This window comes from Roseovarius sp. (assembly GCF_027019125.1).
Taxonomy (GTDB): Bacteria; Pseudomonadota; Alphaproteobacteria; order Rhodobacterales; family Rhodobacteraceae; genus Roseovarius.
Window position 1 is genome coordinate 126,016 of sequence record NZ_JALUXE010000028.1, and the last position, 15,714, is coordinate 141,729.

General features: G+C 63.8%; 17 protein-coding genes and 1 pseudogene. 12 read left to right on the forward strand and 6 right to left on the reverse strand.

Annotation, left to right across the window (positions count from 1 at the left end):
* Nucleotides 1-17 precede the first annotated feature (17 nt).
* Nucleotides 18-740 (forward strand): acetoacetyl-CoA reductase, encoded by a 723-nt coding sequence (gene phbB, locus MVC20_RS12150; protein ID WP_297541708.1) that lies wholly within the window; start codon nt 18-20, stop codon nt 738-740.
* A gap of 45 nt (nt 741-785) precedes the next feature.
* Here the strand turns inward: phbB and MVC20_RS12155 are convergent, their stop codons facing one another.
* On the reverse strand, nt 786-1,823 hold the full coding sequence (locus MVC20_RS12155) for a LacI family DNA-binding transcriptional regulator (RefSeq protein WP_297541710.1): 1,038 nt from the start codon (nt 1,821-1,823) through the stop codon (nt 786-788).
* A gap of 136 nt (nt 1,824-1,959) precedes the next feature.
* Between MVC20_RS12155 and MVC20_RS12160 the strand changes: the two genes are divergently transcribed.
* The 9 genes from MVC20_RS12160 to MVC20_RS12200 all read left to right on the forward strand — a co-directional run bounded on the left by MVC20_RS12160 (nt 1,960) and on the right by MVC20_RS12200 (nt 9,854).
* Nucleotides 1,960-2,139 (forward strand): hypothetical protein, encoded by a 180-nt coding sequence (locus MVC20_RS12160; protein WP_297541711.1) that lies wholly within the window; start codon nt 1,960-1,962, stop codon nt 2,137-2,139.
* Nucleotides 2,140-2,165: 26 nt separating this feature from the next.
* Nucleotides 2,166-3,314: a TRAP transporter substrate-binding protein gene (locus MVC20_RS12165; protein ID WP_297541713.1), complete on the forward strand. Its 1,149-nt coding sequence runs from the start codon at nt 2,166-2,168 to the stop codon at nt 3,312-3,314.
* Nucleotides 3,315-3,420: 106 nt separating this feature from the next.
* A complete protein-coding gene (locus MVC20_RS12170) occupies nt 3,421-3,927 on the forward strand; it encodes a TRAP transporter small permease (RefSeq protein ID WP_297541715.1) in 507 nt (168 codons plus the stop codon).
* Between the two features lie 12 nt (nt 3,928-3,939).
* A complete protein-coding gene (locus MVC20_RS12175) occupies nt 3,940-5,265 on the forward strand; it encodes a TRAP transporter large permease (protein WP_297541717.1) in 1,326 nt (441 codons plus the stop codon).
* Between the two features lie 9 nt (nt 5,266-5,274).
* Nucleotides 5,275-6,582, forward strand: a complete 1,308-nt coding sequence (gene hisD, locus MVC20_RS12180) for a histidinol dehydrogenase (protein WP_037270270.1) — start codon at nt 5,275-5,277, stop codon at nt 6,580-6,582.
* Nucleotides 6,575-7,333 (forward strand): SDR family oxidoreductase, encoded by a 759-nt coding sequence (locus MVC20_RS12185; RefSeq protein WP_297541719.1) that lies wholly within the window; start codon nt 6,575-6,577, stop codon nt 7,331-7,333. Before hisD ends, MVC20_RS12185 begins: the two co-directional genes overlap by 8 nt.
* Nucleotides 7,330-8,313, forward strand: a complete 984-nt coding sequence (locus tag MVC20_RS12190) for an alcohol dehydrogenase catalytic domain-containing protein (RefSeq protein ID WP_297541721.1) — start codon at nt 7,330-7,332, stop codon at nt 8,311-8,313. The genes MVC20_RS12185 and MVC20_RS12190 overlap by 4 nt, the downstream gene beginning before the upstream one ends.
* Nucleotides 8,314-8,328: 15 nt before the next feature.
* Entirely contained in the window at nt 8,329-8,733 is a 405-nt protein-coding gene (locus MVC20_RS12195) for a universal stress protein (protein ID WP_297541723.1), read from the forward strand.
* A gap of 8 nt (nt 8,734-8,741) precedes the next feature.
* Complete coding sequence (locus tag MVC20_RS12200) at nt 8,742-9,854, forward strand: alpha-hydroxy acid oxidase (RefSeq protein ID WP_297541725.1); 1,113 nt, start codon at nt 8,742-8,744, stop codon at nt 9,852-9,854.
* Between the two features lie 17 nt (nt 9,855-9,871).
* Here MVC20_RS12200 and MVC20_RS12205 read toward each other — a convergent pair whose 3' ends face one another.
* Nucleotides 9,872-10,996 (reverse strand): transporter, encoded by a 1,125-nt coding sequence (locus tag MVC20_RS12205; RefSeq protein ID WP_297541727.1) that lies wholly within the window; start codon nt 10,994-10,996, stop codon nt 9,872-9,874.
* Between the two features lie 324 nt (nt 10,997-11,320).
* Nucleotides 11,321-11,749, reverse strand: a complete 429-nt coding sequence (locus tag MVC20_RS12210; RefSeq protein WP_297541729.1) for a hypothetical protein — start codon at nt 11,747-11,749, stop codon at nt 11,321-11,323.
* Nucleotides 11,750-12,147: 398 nt separating this feature from the next.
* Here MVC20_RS12210 and MVC20_RS12215 point away from each other — a divergent pair, with 398 nt between their 5' ends.
* A complete protein-coding gene (locus tag MVC20_RS12215; protein ID WP_297541731.1) occupies nt 12,148-12,912 on the forward strand; it encodes a Hint domain-containing protein in 765 nt (254 codons plus the stop codon).
* 2 nt (nt 12,913-12,914) lie between these two features.
* Here MVC20_RS12215 and MVC20_RS12220 read toward each other — a convergent pair whose 3' ends face one another.
* Nucleotides 12,915-13,415, reverse strand: a complete 501-nt coding sequence (locus tag MVC20_RS12220) for an Lrp/AsnC family transcriptional regulator (protein WP_297541733.1) — start codon at nt 13,413-13,415, stop codon at nt 12,915-12,917.
* A 200-nt stretch (nt 13,416-13,615) separates the two neighbouring features.
* Here MVC20_RS12220 and trxB point away from each other — a divergent pair, with 200 nt between their 5' ends.
* Nucleotides 13,616-14,560 carry a thioredoxin-disulfide reductase gene (gene trxB, locus MVC20_RS12225; RefSeq protein WP_297541735.1) on the forward strand — a complete coding sequence of 315 codons (945 nt, stop codon included), beginning with the start codon at nt 13,616-13,618 and terminating at the stop codon, nt 14,558-14,560.
* Nucleotides 14,561-14,605: 45 nt separating this feature from the next.
* Here trxB and yghU read toward each other — a convergent pair whose 3' ends face one another.
* Both yghU and MVC20_RS12235 read right to left on the reverse strand, forming a co-directional pair.
* A complete protein-coding gene (gene yghU / locus MVC20_RS12230; protein ID WP_297541737.1) occupies nt 14,606-15,469 on the reverse strand; it encodes a glutathione-dependent disulfide-bond oxidoreductase in 864 nt (287 codons plus the stop codon).
* Between the two features lie 116 nt (nt 15,470-15,585).
* Nucleotides 15,586-15,714, reverse strand: a pseudogene (locus MVC20_RS12235) (S-(hydroxymethyl)glutathione dehydrogenase); the annotation flags it as partial.

Here is a 15,714-nt window from a genome sequence, read left to right on the forward strand (position 1 = left end):
CCAGATTGGAGGATATCATGGCAAGAACCGCACTCGTCACCGGGGGCTCCCGTGGAATCGGCGCCGCCATTTCCAAGGCGCTCAAGGAGGAGGGCTATACCGTCGCCGCAACCTATGCCGGCAATGATGAGGCAGCCGCCAAATTCACCGAGGAAACCGGCATCAAGACCTACAAATGGAACGTGGCGGACTATGACAGCTCCAAGGAGGGGATCGCCCGCGTCGAGGCGGAACTGGGCCCGATCGACATCGTGATCGCCAATGCCGGCATCACCCGCGATGCGCCGTTCCACAAGATGACGCCGCAACAGTGGAAAGAGGTGATCGACACCAACCTGACAGGCGTGTTCAACACCGTCCATCCGGTCTGGTCGGGCATGCGCGACCGTGGCTTTGGGCGGATCGTGGTGATTTCCTCGATCAACGGGCAAAAGGGCCAGTTCGGTCAGGTCAACTATGCGGCGACCAAGGCAGGCGATCTGGGCATCATCAAGTCGCTGGCCCAAGAGGGTGCCGCCAAGGGCATCACCGCCAATGCGATCTGCCCCGGCTATATCGCCACGGAAATGGTCATGGCCGTGCCCGAGGCGGTGCGGGAAAAGATCATCGGCATGATTCCGGCAGGTCGTCTGGGCGAGCCCGAGGAAATCGCGCGCTGCGTGACCTTCCTAGTGTCCGAGGATGCCAGCTTTATCAATGGCTCGACCATTTCGGCCAATGGTGCGCAGTTCTTTGTGTGAGTGACGCGTTACTGTCAGGAAAAGCCCGCCCGGTGGCGGGCTTTTTCATGTCCGGGGGGCGGCGAGCGTGCCGCGAAAACAAAGCTTTGTCTCAAGACAGACCGGCGCCGGGGCTGCTCCGCCGCCCACCATCCCGACCAGGAGTTGCGCCGCGGCACGGCCCATTTCACGGTGCGGGACATGCACGGTGGTCAGGGCCGGATCGACCACGGTGGCAAGTTCTATATCGTCAAAGCCGGTGATCGACACCTGCCGAGGCACATCAAGCCCAAGCTGGCGCGCCATCTGCAAGGCCCCGACCGCGAGCACGTCATTACCGCAGATCACGACGGTCGGGGGTGTGGGCAGCGCCATGAGGCGCGCCATCGCCTCGGCCCCGTTGGCGATGCTGTAGGGGGTTTCGATCAGGTCCAGCGCGGCGGGGTCAACGCCATGGTCGCGCAAGGCATCGCGCACCCCGGCAATCCGGTCGCGGGCGCGGTCATTGCCCGCCGCATGTGCGGAAATCATGCCGATGTTCCGGTGCCCGAGTTGCAGCACCTCTTGTGCCAACCCCGCCATGGCGCGGCGATTGTCGAAACCGATCGAGGCGCGCGCCTGCGCCGGATCAAAGGCCCAGGAAACCAGAACCGGCACGCCGCGCTGTTCGAGAAAGGCGTAGATGCCGGGATCGCGGTCATGGCCGATGAGCAAGAGCGCATCCGCGCCGCGCGCCACAAGGGTGCGAATCTGATCCGCCTCGATCTCGGGGCTGTAGGAGGAGGAGGCGACCAGAAGTGTCTGGCCGCTGAGGTGCAATTCCTCCTGAAAGGCCTGGATGGCGCGGGCAAAGATTGCGTTCTCCATCGTCGGGATAATCGCGCCGATGATGCCGGTGCGCCGCGCGGCCAAGGCGCGCGCGCCGAAATTGGGGGAATACCCAAGGGCCGCGACGGCGCTCAGGACCCGGTCGCGCGTGGCCGTCTGCACCAGCGCCGGAGAGTTGAGGCACCGCGAGACGGTGGCGGTGGACACCCCCGCCGCGCGGGCGACATCGGCCAGCGTGGGCAGGTTGGGAGCGGTGTCTGAGAGTCGTCGATTCATCCTGTGGCCCGGAGCATTTGTGTCGAACTCTGCCCGTCTGTAACGGGATTTCAGAAATATAACAGCTTGCGTGAAAATATGTAAGCGCTTACATTTCTCTCGAATCGTCGGCAAATCCGGCGAGAGGGAGGGCCGCATGTTCCTGTTTGCCGCATTGATCCTGTTCGGCGTCTTTGGCGCGAATGTGGCGTTGGGGGCCTTTGGCAATGCCGCGTTCCTGACAGGAGTGGGCGAGATGCTGCTGCTTTTGGCGGCGGTCGTCACCTTTGTCGTCGCCACGTTGAGGAGCGAGGCGGCACGCAAGCGCGGAAAATAAAACCAAATCTCAGGGAGGAGATAGGAATGAGCGAAGAGAGCAAAGAGCTTGCGTCCGAGGAGCGGCGCAATTTCCTTAAACTGGCAACCACCGGCAGCTTTACCGCCGCGGTTGTCGCGGCGGCGGCGGGCACGCTGTCGTCGTCCGAGGCAAGCGCCCAAACCGCCAATGAAGAGCGCGAGCGCGAGGCGGCGGCGGATCACGTGATGACGCTGGCCACGGAATATGTGGTGGGCACCACGCGCAGCTATCCGATGATGCAACTCGACGTGAAGGAGAACCTGCAGAACGCCTCGAACGGCAAGATCTACGTCAAGCTCGCACCCGGCGGGCAATTGGGCGTGGGCTCGGCGCTGGCGCAGAAGGTGCAGGGCGGCACGATCAACGCCGGGCAATTCTCGCTCTCGAATTTTGCCCCGTTCGCCCCGGCAGTGGACCTGATCAATATGCCCTATTTCTGCGGGGCCAATCAGCGTTTCGTCAATCTCGTGACATCGGACATCTGGAAAACGGAGGTCAATGCGCTGGTCGAGGCGCGGGGATTCAAGCCGATGTTCTATTTCTGCATCGACCCGCGTGTGATGGCCGTGCGCAAGGGCGGCGGCGGGCCGATCATGACACCTGCGGATTTGCAGGGGGTCAAGTTCCGGGTGCCCGGTTCGCAGATGTTGCAACAGTTCTACCGCATGGGCGGTGCCAATCCGACGCCGGTCGCCTGGGGTGAAACGCCTTCGGCCATCAAGCAGGGTGTGGCCGATGCGCTCGACCCTTCGGTGGGCGCGCTCTATGCCTTTGGCTTCAAGGATATTCTGAGCCACGTCACCTTTACCCAGGCGGTGCCGGACAGTCAGACCTATGCCTGCAACCTCGAATGGTTCAACAGCCTGCCCGCCGATGTGCAGGAGGCGATTGAATGGGCGTCCGAGATGAGCTTTCACCAGAACCTTGCCAAGGTGCCCTCGGCGCGCACCTTTGCCATGGCGGAGATGAACAAATCCGGCGTGGAATTCCATTCGCTGAGTGATGATCAGATGGCCGAGTGGAAAGACACCGTGGGCTATCAGCGCTCGGAGTGGGACAGCTTCAAGACCGAGCTGGCCGGGTCAATGGAGACCTTTGACAAGCTGGTCGAAGCGGCGGGCACCAAGGGCAAATACTACGTCCACGACGCCTGAGCCATGAGCGACCGGGCGCGTGCATGACCGCCGCGCCCGGCCTATGCAATGAGAACGACAGAACGGCCGGGGCCGCCATGCGCGCCCCGAACCGGAGAGGTTTGACATGCTCAGCACACTCGACCGCAATCTGGAGCGATGGGCGCTTCTGATCTTTTACATGATGCTCGTCGTCACCATGGCGATCGAGGTGATCCGGCGCGAGGTATTCGCCTATTCCTCGGTCTGGGGCGAAGAGATCGTGCGCTATGCCTTTATCTATCTCGCGTGGATCGGGGCGGCGGCGGCGGTGCGCGAGCGCGCGCATATCCGCATCGACGTGATCATGCATTATGTCGGGCCGCGCATGAAGGCGGCGCTTTACATCCTGGGTGATCTGGTGATGGCGGCGGTGGCTGTCGTGGCGCTCTACTGGTCGTGGGAGACTGTGATGGTCTCGGCCAAGTTCGGCTCGGTCAGCGCCGGTCTGCGGGTGTCGATGGTGTGGTTCCTTCTGGCGGTGCCGGTGGGCTTTGGCCTCATGCTGTTGCGGCTTGTGCAATCCTTCCTGCGCGATCTGCGCGCCCTTCGTGACGGGACCCCCGTGCACGAAGGCAATCAGCTATTCGACTGAGGGGCGTGCGTCATGTGGAATACATTTGCGCAAACCGTCGAACTGGGCTGGGATTTTTACGGGCCGGTGATCCTGTTCGTGGTGCTGGTGGCCTTGGCGGTGCCGGTCTGGGCGGCGATCGGATCGGCGGCGATTGTCATGCTGATGTGGTCGGGCGCGCTGCCGCTCAGCCTTGTGGGCGAGAGCCTGTTTGACGGGATCGACGCCTTTGCGCTGACGGCTGTGCCGCTCTTCATCCTGACCGGCGACGTGCTGGTGCGCACCGGCCTCAGCCGCAAGTTCCTGAACGTGGCAGAGGCGCTGACACAGTTTGCCAAGGGCGGTTTCGGCTCGGCTACGGTGCTTGTCTGCGGGATGTTCTCGGCCATCTCGGGGTCGGATGCGGCGGGGGCGGCGGCGGTCGGCCGGATGACCATCGACCGGCTGGTCGAAAGCGGATACCCGCGCCCCTATGCCTGCGCGCTGGTGGCGGCTGGGGCCTGCACCGGCATCCTCATCCCGCCCTCCATCGCCTATATCATCATCGGTCTGGTGCTGGGCATTTCCGCCTCGACCCTGTTCATGGCCGCACTCATTCCGGGGATGCTGATCCTTGTGTCGATCCTGATCACCAATATCGTGGTCAATCGCATCTATGGCTATGAGGGCGGCGGAAATATCAGCTTTGGTGACTATTTCGCAAATCTGGGCCGCGCGATTGCCTCGGGCTGGTATGCCTTCATCGTGCCGGGGATCATTTTCTATGGCATCTTTTCGGGACGGCTCACGCCGACCGAGGCGGGGGCCACGGCGGTTGTCGTCACGGTGATCCTTGGCTTTATCCTTGGTACGCTCAAGCTGGCGGATTTTCCGGCCATGCTCATCAGTTCGGCCAAGGTCAACGGGGTGATCCTGCCCATTATCGCATTTTCGCTGCCGCTGGCACAGGCGCTGGCGATCATGGGCGTGCCGCAGGGCTTTGTGACCGCAGTCACGGGTCTGACCGACGATCCGACGCTGCTCATCCTCCTGATGATCCTGATCCTGATTGCGGCCGGCTGCGTGATGGAGACGACGCCCAACATCGTCATCCTCGCGCCGATCCTGAAACCGCTGGCCGACAATATCGGCATGAATGAGATCCAGTTCTGCGTGATGATGATCACCGCGCTGGGTGTGGGATTCATCACGCCGCCGCTTGGCCTCAACCTCTTTGTCGTGTCGGGCATCACCGGCGAATCCATCCTGCGGATCGCGTGGCGGGCGGTGCCCTTTGTCTTCTTCATGCTGATCGTGGTGCTGCTGATTGCCTATATCCCGGCGATTTCGACCACGATGCTCCCCGAAATCTACAGATAGGACGCTCCAATGACCCGGGAATACCTCAAAAAAGCAACGCTGACCTCAACCTCGCACGCGAGCGATGTGCACGAGACCGTGCAGGGCATTCTGGCCGACATCGAGGCGGGGGGCGACAAGGTGGCGCTGGACTATGCCGCCAAGTTCGACCGCTACGAGGGCAACATCATCCTGACGCCCGAAGAGATCGCCGCCGCCACGGCACTGGTGCCGGAAAAGCTCAAGCGCGATATAGAATTCGCCCATTCCAATGTGCGCCGCTTCGCGGAGGCCCAGCGCGAAACGCTGCGCGACATCGAAATCGAAGTGGTGCCGGGGCTGATTGCCGGGCAAAAGAGCATCCCCGTCCATGCCGCAGGCTGCTACGTGCCGGGCGGGCGCTATAGCCATATCGCCAGCGCCATCATGACCGTGACCACCGCCAAGGTGGCCGGCTGCAAGCATATCGTCGCCTGCTCGCCGCCCCGCCCCGGCGTGGGCGTGGCCCCGGCGATCATTTATGCCGCGCATATCTGCGGGGCCGATGTGATCATGGCCATGGGCGGCGTGCAGGGTGTGGCCGCGATGACCTTTGGTCTCTTTGGCCTGCCCCCGGCCAATATCCTTGTCGGCCCCGGCAATCAGTTCGTGGCCGAGGCCAAGCGCATCCTCTTTGGCCGCGTGGGCATCGACATGATCGCAGGCCCGACCGACAGCCTTATCCTCGCGGATGGCACCGCCGATCCGATGGTGGTGGCCACGGACCTGGTGGGACAGGCCGAGCATGGCTATAACTCGCCCGTCTGGCTGGTGACGGACGACCGCCCGCTTGCCGAAGAGGTCATGCGCCTTGTGCCCGATCTCATCGCCGATCTGCCAGAGGTGAACCGCGACAACGCCGCCGCCGCGTGGCGCGATTATGCCGAGGTGATCCTCTGCGCGGACCGCGAGGAAATGGCGGCCACCTCGGACGATTACGCGCCCGAGCACCTGACGGTGCAGGCCGAGGATCTGGATTGGTGGCTGGGGCGGTTGACCTGCTATGGCTCGCTTTTCCTCGGCGAGGAAACCACTGTGGCCTTTGGCGACAAGGCGTCAGGCACCAACCATGTGTTGCCCACCTCGGGCGCGGCCAGCTACACCGGCGGCCTCAGCGTGCATAAATACATGAAGATCGTCACATGGCAGCGCGCCACCCGTGAAGGGGCCAAGCCCGTGGCCGAGGCCACCGCGCGGATTTCGCGGCTGGAGGGAATGGAGGGCCATGCCCGCACCGCAGACATTCGCCTGCGCAAGTATTTCCCCGACGAAACATTCGACCTGACCGCCAATGGCTGAACGCGGGCTATTCGACGTCGCAGGCCGGGTGGCGCTGGTGACAGGGGCCAGTTCCGGCCTTGGTCGGCGGGCGGCCACGGTTCTGGCACAGCACGGCGCGCAGGTGGTCGGCGTGGCCCGCCGCGCCGATGCGCTGGCGGGATGGCAGGCCGAGGTGGGGGACAAGGGCGCCGTAATCGCGCAGGATCTGGCAGAGCGCGACGGCCTTGCCGATCTGGCGCGGCGCGCGGCAGAGCCGTTTGGCGCACCGGACATCGTGATCCATGCGGCGGGCATCAACACCCGACAGGCGGCCGACGAGGTGACGCCCGAGGGCTGGGATGTGACGCTGGCGCTGAACCTCACCGCGCCGTTTTTCCTGAGCCAGCATCTTGTGCCCGCGATGCGGGACAAGGGCTGGGGCCGGATCGTCAATTTTGCGTCGCTGCAATCGTTCCGCGCCTTTCCCGGCGGCATCGCCTATGGCGCAAGCAAGGGCGGCGTGGCGCAGATGACCCGCGCCATGGCCGAGGCGTGGTCGCGCCACGGCATCTGTGTCAATGCGCTGGCCCCCGGTTTCGTGCGCACGGAATTGACCGCGCCGGTGTTTAACGACCCCGAACGCGCGGCACGCAATGCGGCGCAGACCTGTATCGGGCGCAATGGCGAGCCCGAGGATATGGATGGGCCGCTGCTCTTTCTGTGCTCTGAGGCCTCTGGCTATGTCACCGGCCAAATCCTGATGCTCGACGGGGGGTTCACCGCGAAATGAAGGCTTTAGTCTATACCGGGCCAGAGGCGTTAGAGTATCGCGAGATGGCGGACCCTGAACCAAGAGAGGGCGAGGCGCTGATCCGCGTCGAGAGCGTGGGCATTTGCGGCTCTGACATGCACGCCTATCTGGGCCATGACGAACGCCGCCCCGCACCGCTGGTTCTGGGCCATGAGGCGGCGGGCGTGGTGCTGAGCGGGACCATGCAGGGCGCGCGCGTGACGGTCAATCCGCTGGTGACATGCGGCACCTGTCCGGCCTGCCGGTCGGGGCGCGACAACCTGTGCAGCACGCGGCAAATCATTTCCATGCCGCCGCGCGAGGGGGCCTTTGCCGGGCTTTTGGCGATGCCCGAGCGCAATCTGGTGCCTCTGCCCGATCATGTGACCACCCATCAGGCGGCCCTGGCGGAACCGATTGCCTGCGGCTGGCATGCCGTGCGGCTGGGGCGGGCGGTGCTGGGCGATGGCCCGCACCGCGCGCTGGTGCTGGGCGGCGGCGCGATTGGTCTGGGCGCGGCGCTGAGCCTGGCCGCGCAGGGCATCAGGGATGTCACGATGATCGAGCCGCACGCGGCGCGACGGGCGTTTCTGGACCTGCGCTGCGATCAGAGAACGCTTGCGCCCGACGCGCTCGACCCGGCGGAGCAGTTCGACATCGTGGTCGATGGTGTGGGCTATGAGGCCACGCGCGCGCAGGCCTCGGCCCATGCGCGCCCGGGCGGCGTGATCGTGCATATCGGCTTGGGGCAGGCAACGGGCGGTTTGGACATCCGGCGCATGACGCTGCAGGAAATCACCTTTATCGGCACCTATACCTATACCGCGCAGGATTTTCGCGACTGCGCGCAGGCGATGTTCGAGGGGCGCCTGGGCGCGCTCGACTGGATCGAGGAGCGGGCGCTCAGCGAGGGCGCGCGCGCCTTTGCCGATATTCGCGGCGGTCGCGTGACCAGCCCCAAGATCGTCCTTGTCCCCTGAAGAGGAGTAAGACCCATGTATCGCAAAATCATTGTCGGCCTGTCGCTGGAACATGGAATCAGCGAGAGTGCGCTGGAAATTGCCCGCGCCCTGCGCGCCGAAGGCGGCGAGATCATCGCGCTGCATGCCTATGAGCCGGTCCAAAGCTCGGTGCGCGCCTATCTCGATGAAGAGGTGGTCGAAGGTGCCTACAGCCGGGCGCAGGCGCTCTTGGTCGAGCGGGTGAAAGGCGCCCCCGATGTGACCCCGGTCATGCTGCGCGGTCATTCGGGGCGGGCGATCACCGATTACGCCGAGAAACATGGCGCGGATTGCATCATCGTCGGCTCGCACAAACCGGGCCTGAGCGATTTTCTTCTGGGGTCCACGGCCGCGCGGGTGGTGCGGCATGCACCCTGCGCCGTGCATGTGCTGCGCTAGGGGGCTGCATGGGGGCCGATGCCATCCATTCCGCCGAGGATGCCCGCCGCCTGGCGCGGCGGCACCTGCCGTGGATGGTGTTCGACTATATCGACGGGGCGGCGGGCACGGAACATGGCGAGGCGCTCAATCGCGCGGCGCTGCGCGGTCTGCGGCTGAAACCGCGCGTTTTGCGGAATGTCACCACGCGGGATTTGTCCTGCGATGTGTTCGGACATGCGGCGCGGGTGCCGTTTGGAATCACGCCCATGGGCATGTGCAACCTCAGCACGCCGGGGGCGGACCTGATGCTGGCGCGACTGGCGGCACGGGATCGCGTGCCCTTGGGTGTCTCGACCGTGGCCTCGACCGCGCTGGAACGGATGATCGAAGTGGCCGAGGGCCATGCCTGGTTTCAGCTCTATTTCAGCGGCGATGGCAGCGGCACCATGGCGCTGGTCGAGCGGGCACGCGCGGCGGGGTATCAGACCCTTGTCGTCACGCTCGATGTGCCGGAGGTGGGCCGACGCCCGCGCGAATTGCGCCACGGGTTCAAGATGCCGTTCAAGATCGGCCCCCGGCAATTCGTCGATTTCGCGCTGCATCCGCGCTGGTCGCTGGGCACACTTTGGCATGGCAAGCCGGAGATGGCGAATTTCCGGCAGGGTGGATTTGACCGCACTGCCAGCCGGGCGGCGGCGGATTGGTCCTATCTCGACCGGCTGCGCGCGGCCTGGCCCGGCAAACTGGTGATCAAGGGGGTTCTGGACGTGGAGGATGCCGTGCGGCTGCGCGCCGCCGGGGTCGATGCGATACAGGTGTCCAGTCACGGGGGCCGACAACTCGATGCCGCGCCAGAGCCCATTTTGATGCTGGCCGAGATACGCGCGGCGCTTGGGCCGGACTTTCCCCTGTTCTTTGATTCCGGGCTTCGGTCGGGCGAGGATATCGTCAAGGCACATGCGATGGGCGCGAATTTCGCCTTTCTCGGGCGGCCGTTGCTCTATGCTATGGCGGCGGGGGGCGAGCGCGGTCTCAACCGGCTGTGGGAGGTGATGACCGAAGAGATCAGCCTGACGCTGGCGCAACTGGGACGCAGGGATATGTCCGGCCTTGCAGATACGGTGCGGCGCGCGGCCTGAACCGCGCGCCAAGAGCGTCAGAACGCGTATTGCCAGCCAAGCGTTGTGGTCCAGTCGGTTTCAAGCTGGAGACCGTTCAGATCCTGATAGACCGGCGCGCCGATCTCGAGCGCCAAACGGTGGCCGCGCAACGCCCCCTTTTGCGCCACGAGATTGACCCCGGCAAAGAGCGTCACCGTCTCGCCGCCGTAATTGTCGGGGTTGAGGGTGGGCGACGGGCCGACCATGCGGGAATCGCGCCCGCTGATGTCGCCCACGCTCCTGGCCTCGATGCGGCCTGAGAGGCTGATCCACGGTTTGGGCTGATAGCTGGCCCATGTGGTCAGCGCCACCTCGTTGCCCAAGTGATAGCCGTTGTTCTTGCCGGTGCGGATCACGCCGGTCAGTTGCGCCCCCCAGCCGGTATTGCCCGACCGCGCGCTATAGGTGATGCCGGGCAAGAGATCGAAGGTGCCGGACCCAAGCTGCATCCCGTAGGGCATGCGCATATTGGCAAAAGTGCCGGCGGGCGTCAGGACGGTTGCCCGTTCTGTCGTGGACCCGGTGGGCAGGCTCACACCGAAATTCAGGTGCAGCTTGTGATTGCCCCAGTCCTTGAGGCCGTAGAGCGCGGAAACCTTGAGATCGCCCCAGCCTTCGGATTGGGTGTTGAACGTGCCCAACCGCACGGTCCCGGCAGGCCCGGCAAAGGTGATGTGATCCATCTGCTTGGTGATATAGGGCAGCATCGCCATCAGGGTGATGCGGTCATTCGGGGCATACATCGCGCCGAACATATGCATATCCATCGTCATGCTGGTGGGCACGATGCGGATATTGGGCGGCTGGCCCGGCAGGCCAAAGAACGCATTGGGCGTCACCGCCACCTGTTCGGGGCTGAGGCCGTTGGTGCCACTGCGATAGCCCTCCATATCCATGTGCATGAAGCGATAGGACAGCATCACCTCACCGGTCTTGTGGCGGTGTTCGCCCATCACACCGATGGGGGCATGGCCATCGGCGCGCAGCGGCGGCAGGTCGGTCACGCTGACCCGCAGCCCGTCCTTGGGCGGCGTGTCACCGTCATGCGCCATGGCGGGCGCGGTCAGGCATAGGCAGAGCGCGGCGCAAAATGCACCGGCACGCAGGAAAACCTGTGTCATGGTCTTGGTCTCTTTTATTTGTGGATGCGCGTCGGGCGGGGCACCAATAGGCCCTCGAACATAACGACGTCGATCAATTGGGGAATTACGGTCTCACTCAGAGGTCATTCGGCGGGCCAATCGGGGCTGGCATGGGCCACATCGGGCCTGATGCTGCGGTGCTTGTCCCGCCATCTGGCCCGCTGGAGACGGCCCGGATGGCGGTAAGCATGGCGAAACGATCATGCGAGGGTGTATTGCCCTGTCACCGAAGTTCCCGCTGGAGTGGCCCCTCGCCGTTTAACGGCGAGACGCACGGGGTGGACCCGGTGGCACGCATGCCAGCTATCCCAGGGCCACCACGGGCGGCGCGCGCGGGCTATACCCGGCGGGCAGGTCGCCCGCCGCCGCGCGCATATCGTCGAACACACGGACGACACGCGAAAAACTGAAATGCCGCGCCTCGGGCGCGATGCGCACCTCTGTCAGCGCCGCTTGCGACTTGAAGAAAGGACAGGGCGTATTGAGATGCGGGCCGTCATGCTCGGCCTCGGCGGCAGGCGTGGACAGCGCGCCGGGATGTTCCTCGACCAGACAGAGTTCGCCCCCAAGGGCGGCGGCCTCAAGCTTGATCTGCTCTTGCACATGCAGGTTGGAGCGGGCGGCATCCGCCAATTCGTGCTGGCAATCGACGGCGGCGGCGGTGGCAACCCGAACGCTGAGCAATAGCACAAGAAGCGCGGGCCCAAGGCCAACCCCTCTTAGTCTGCGCATCCAGCGTCCAAATCTCATTTTCACCAATCCCGTGGGCCCAAGGCCAACGTCACCATTTGAAATGGGTTTCATGACTGCGCGACTCATGATCCGCGCGTGGTTCAAACATTCTAATTTTAGAATACTGTCAGGATCGTGATTGCGTCAAGCGGCACGACAAGGCCGAAAGTGATTCGCTCACATGCCTTGGAATTATGGCAAGCGGATTGGGCGCTGCGGCGACAATCCCGGCGCTTTGCACTCACTGCCCACGGTCGGCGAACAATTATACCGAAAATTTGACGCAAAGCCCGTCCTTCCCGCATATTGATCCTACTAAACAAACAGATTTGTCCATCTGTCGTTGTCGGTGGGGGCCGACGCGGTTGTGACATCCTTGAATTCGAGGTGACACAGCAATGAGCATCCCCCGCCTGACGGCCAACGCCGCCTATGCGACGCCTGTGCGCAGCATTCCCGCGCGCCCTGAACCCTCTCGCTTGCCGATGCGGCATTACACGAACCTCTGGCTGACGGCCGATGGGGGCATCGAAGAGCGCGACCAGATGGCCCCGGCGCTCCCGCTCTTTGACGCGGCACATTCCGCATTCGCGCGCGGCACGCTGATCACCACAACGCGCGGGCCGGTCGCCGTCGAAGACCTGCTGCCCGGTGATCTCTTGCAGACCTCTGCGCATGGGCCGCTGCCGGTGCTCTGGATTGGCCGGATGACGCTGCAGCCCGAGGATATTGCCAGCCGTTCGGTCAAGCTGACGCGGATCATGGCCGAGGCCTTTGGCATCGCACGGCCGATGGCCGATCTGCTTGTGGGTCCGGGCGCGCGTATTCTCACCCGCCCGCGCGATCTGCGCGCCAGCATCGGGTCGGATCACGTGCTGAGCCCCGCGCATGTGCTGGCCGATGGAATGCACGCCTTTGGCGTCACCCCGCCGCGTGCCGTGACCTTTTATCACCTGTGGCTGCGGCGGCATGCGCTGATCACGGCCAACGGCCTGGAAGTCGAGAGTTTTCACCCTGGTGCCGGGTTCGAGCGAGACGTGGGACCGAGTATGTTGTCGCTCTTCCTGTCGTTCTTTCCGCAAATTCGGGAGCCGCATCAATTTGGCCCACTGGCGCATCTGCGCCTGCCGCTCGATGCGCCCGATACGCTGAGCGTCGCCTGAGATCAGGCCGACTGGCTGAGCCGCGCCTCGAGAATTTCAAAGGGCACGCCGGGCTCGTCCTTGGCCCCGCGAATGACAAGCGATGTCTTGACGCTGGCGACATTATCGGCGGCGGTCAATTCCTCGGTCAGAAAGCGCTGAAAGGTGCTGAGATCGGGGGCCACGCATTTGAGGATGAAATCCACCTCGCCGTTGAGCATATGGCATTCGCGCACCAGCGGCCAGGCGCGGCAGCGCGCCTCAAAGGCGCTCAGATCCGCCTCGGCCTGGCTCTGCAACCCGACCATGGCAAAGACCTGCACCTCGAACCCCAGTTCGCGGGGGTCCACATTGGCGTGATAGCCGCGGATATAACCCTGTTCCTCGAGCGTGCGCACCCGGCGCAGGCAGGGCGGCGCCGAAATACCCACACGCTTGGCCAGTTCCACATTGGTCATCCGGCCATCAGCCTGCAGCTCCGCCAGAATCTTGCGATCTATGGGATCAAGACGGGACGCGGCCATTTGGGGGGACTCCTTGTTCGATTTCGCGATTGTTATAGCATCATGGCCTGCATGCGCAATTATGTTTCGCTGATGCGCAAGATCATTTCCCGAATAACGCCCAGGGCAGGCGGTGCATATCCGCCCTGCAAGGGGTTACATGCCCCGCGTCAGAGGGCTATATCATGCGCCAAATCCGCAGATCACATGAGAGAACGCCCATGTCCGACACCCGTCATACCAAATGCCTGATCATCGGTTCCGGCCCTGCCGGCTATACCGCAGGCGTCTATGCCAGCCGCGCCATGCTCTCGCCCATTCTCGTGCAGGGGATCGAGCCGGGCGGGCAGTTGACCACCACGACCGAAGTCGAGAACTGGCCCGGCGACACCGAGGTGCAGGGGCCGGACCTGATGGTACGGATGCAGACGCATGCATCGGCCATGGGCTGTGAAATCATCGGTGACATCATTTCGTCGCTCGATCTGGACAGCCGCCCCTTTGTGGCCAAGGGTGACAGCGGGACCACCTATACCGCCGATGCCGTGATCCTCGCCACCGGCGCGCGCGCCAAATGGCTCGGCCTGCCATCGGAAGAGGCGTTCAAGGGCTTTGGCGTCTCGGCCTGCGCCACCTGCGACGGGTTCTTTTATCGCGGGCAGGAAATCGTGGTGATCGGCGGCGGCAATACCGCCGTGGAAGAGGCGCTCTTTCTGACCAATTTCGCCTCGAAGGTCACGCTCATCCATCGCCGCGACGAACTGCGCGCCGAAAAGATCCTGCAAGACCGGTTGATGAAGAACCCCAAGATCGAAACGCTTTGGTTTCACACGCTGGATGAGGTCTTTGGCAGCGACAACCCCAAAGGGGTCGAGGGCGTGCGCGTCCGCCATGTCGAAACCGGCGAGATCACGGAAATCCCCTGCAAGGGCGTGTTCATCGCCATCGGCCACGCGCCCGCCAGCGAGTTGGTCAAGGACAAGCTCGAGCTGCACAACGGCGGCTATGTCAAGGTCGTGCCGGGCAGCACCCGCACCTCGATCCCCGGTGTCTTTGCTGCGGGTGATCTGACCGACCACGTCTATCGTCAGGCGGTCACTTCGGCGGGCATGGGCTGTATGGCCGCCCTCGATGCCGAGCGTTGGCTGGCCGAAAACGAGGGCTGAGACCGGCGCACTGCGGCCCTGTCAGCCAGGGCCGCAGCGGCGGGATCATCCGCCGATCTTGTCTTGCGTGCGGGTCTCGAAATCCGAGGCCGAATGGCGTTCGTGCAATTGCATTTCCGGCTCGCCAAAGCTGCGGTTGACCATGCGGCCCCGCTTGACGGCCGGGCGCGCGTCGATCTTTTCCGCCCAGGCCATGACGTGCTTGTAGCTGGCCACATCCAGAAACGTCGCCGCATTATAGAGCCGCCCAAGGCAAAGCTGGCCATACCAGGGCCAGATCGCCATATCGGCAATCGTATATTCATCGCCCGCGATATAGGGCCGCTCCGCCAGTTGCCGGTCGAGCACGTCTAGCTGGCGCTTGGCCTCCATCGCGAAACGGTCGATGGGGTATTGCCATTTCTCGGGCGCATAGGCGTAGAAATGGCCAAAGCCACCACCCAAGTAAGGCGCGCTGCCCATCTGCCAGAATAGCCAGTTGAGCGTTTCGGTGCGCGCAGGGCCACTCTTGGGCAGGAAGGCCCCGAATTTCTCGGCCAGATGCATCAGGATCGACGCGCTCTCGAACACGCGCAGGGGCGTGTCGCCAGTGTGATCCAGCAGCGCCGGGATCTTGGAATTGGGGTTGACCGCGACAAAGCCAGAGCCGAACTGATCGCCCTCGCTGATATTGATGAGCCAGGCGTCATATTCCGCCGCATGGCCCGCCGCGAGCAGTTCCTCGAACATCACCGTAACCTTGACGCCATTGGGTGTCGCCAGAGAATAAAGCTGAAACGGATGCTGGCCGCGCGGCAGATCCTTGTCATGGGTCGCGCCTGAAATGGGGCGGTTGATCGCGGCGAATTGCCCACCAGAAGGGGCCTCCCATGTCCAGACGTCGGGCGGGGTATAGGTGCTGTCACTCATGTCGTGATCCTCTCAATCGGGTCTGGCGGCAAATGTAAGCCTTGGCATGCCCCCCGCAATGCAAAACGCCGCACAGGGGACTGTGCGGCGCTGCGCGGTCTGCTGCCGTCGTGGGATCAGTAGACCACCACGCTGCGGATGCTTTCCCCGGAGTGCATGAGGTCGAAGCCCTTGTTGATGTCGTCGAGCGGCATGGTGTGGGTGATCATCGGGTCGATCTCGATCTTGCCCTGCATGTACCAGTC

Excerpts from the sequence above, each read along its gene's own strand:
- phbB (WP_297541708.1), top strand. The coding sequence starts at position 18 with ATGGCAAGAACCGCACTCGTCACCGGGGGCTCCCGTGGAATCGGCGCC.
- MVC20_RS12155 (WP_297541710.1), bottom strand. The coding sequence starts at position 1,823 with ATGAATCGACGACTCTCAGACACCGCTCCCAACCTGCCCACGCTGGCC.
- MVC20_RS12160 (WP_297541711.1), top strand. The coding sequence starts at position 1,960 with ATGTTCCTGTTTGCCGCATTGATCCTGTTCGGCGTCTTTGGCGCGAAT.
- MVC20_RS12165 (WP_297541713.1), top strand. The coding sequence starts at position 2,166 with ATGAGCGAAGAGAGCAAAGAGCTTGCGTCCGAGGAGCGGCGCAATTTC.
- MVC20_RS12170 (WP_297541715.1), top strand. The coding sequence starts at position 3,421 with ATGCTCAGCACACTCGACCGCAATCTGGAGCGATGGGCGCTTCTGATC.
- MVC20_RS12175 (WP_297541717.1), top strand. The coding sequence starts at position 3,940 with ATGTGGAATACATTTGCGCAAACCGTCGAACTGGGCTGGGATTTTTAC.
- hisD (WP_037270270.1), top strand. The coding sequence starts at position 5,275 with ATGACCCGGGAATACCTCAAAAAAGCAACGCTGACCTCAACCTCGCAC.
- MVC20_RS12185 (WP_297541719.1), top strand. The coding sequence starts at position 6,575 with ATGGCTGAACGCGGGCTATTCGACGTCGCAGGCCGGGTGGCGCTGGTG.
- MVC20_RS12190 (WP_297541721.1), top strand. The coding sequence starts at position 7,330 with ATGAAGGCTTTAGTCTATACCGGGCCAGAGGCGTTAGAGTATCGCGAG.
- MVC20_RS12195 (WP_297541723.1), top strand. The coding sequence starts at position 8,329 with ATGTATCGCAAAATCATTGTCGGCCTGTCGCTGGAACATGGAATCAGC.
- MVC20_RS12200 (WP_297541725.1), top strand. The coding sequence starts at position 8,742 with ATGGGGGCCGATGCCATCCATTCCGCCGAGGATGCCCGCCGCCTGGCG.
- MVC20_RS12205 (WP_297541727.1), bottom strand. The coding sequence starts at position 10,996 with ATGACACAGGTTTTCCTGCGTGCCGGTGCATTTTGCGCCGCGCTCTGC.
- MVC20_RS12210 (WP_297541729.1), bottom strand. The coding sequence starts at position 11,749 with ATGCGCAGACTAAGAGGGGTTGGCCTTGGGCCCGCGCTTCTTGTGCTA.
- MVC20_RS12215 (WP_297541731.1), top strand. The coding sequence starts at position 12,148 with ATGAGCATCCCCCGCCTGACGGCCAACGCCGCCTATGCGACGCCTGTG.
- MVC20_RS12220 (WP_297541733.1), bottom strand. The coding sequence starts at position 13,415 with ATGGCCGCGTCCCGTCTTGATCCCATAGATCGCAAGATTCTGGCGGAG.
- trxB (WP_297541735.1), top strand. The coding sequence starts at position 13,616 with ATGTCCGACACCCGTCATACCAAATGCCTGATCATCGGTTCCGGCCCT.
- yghU (WP_297541737.1), bottom strand. The coding sequence starts at position 15,469 with ATGAGTGACAGCACCTATACCCCGCCCGACGTCTGGACATGGGAGGCC.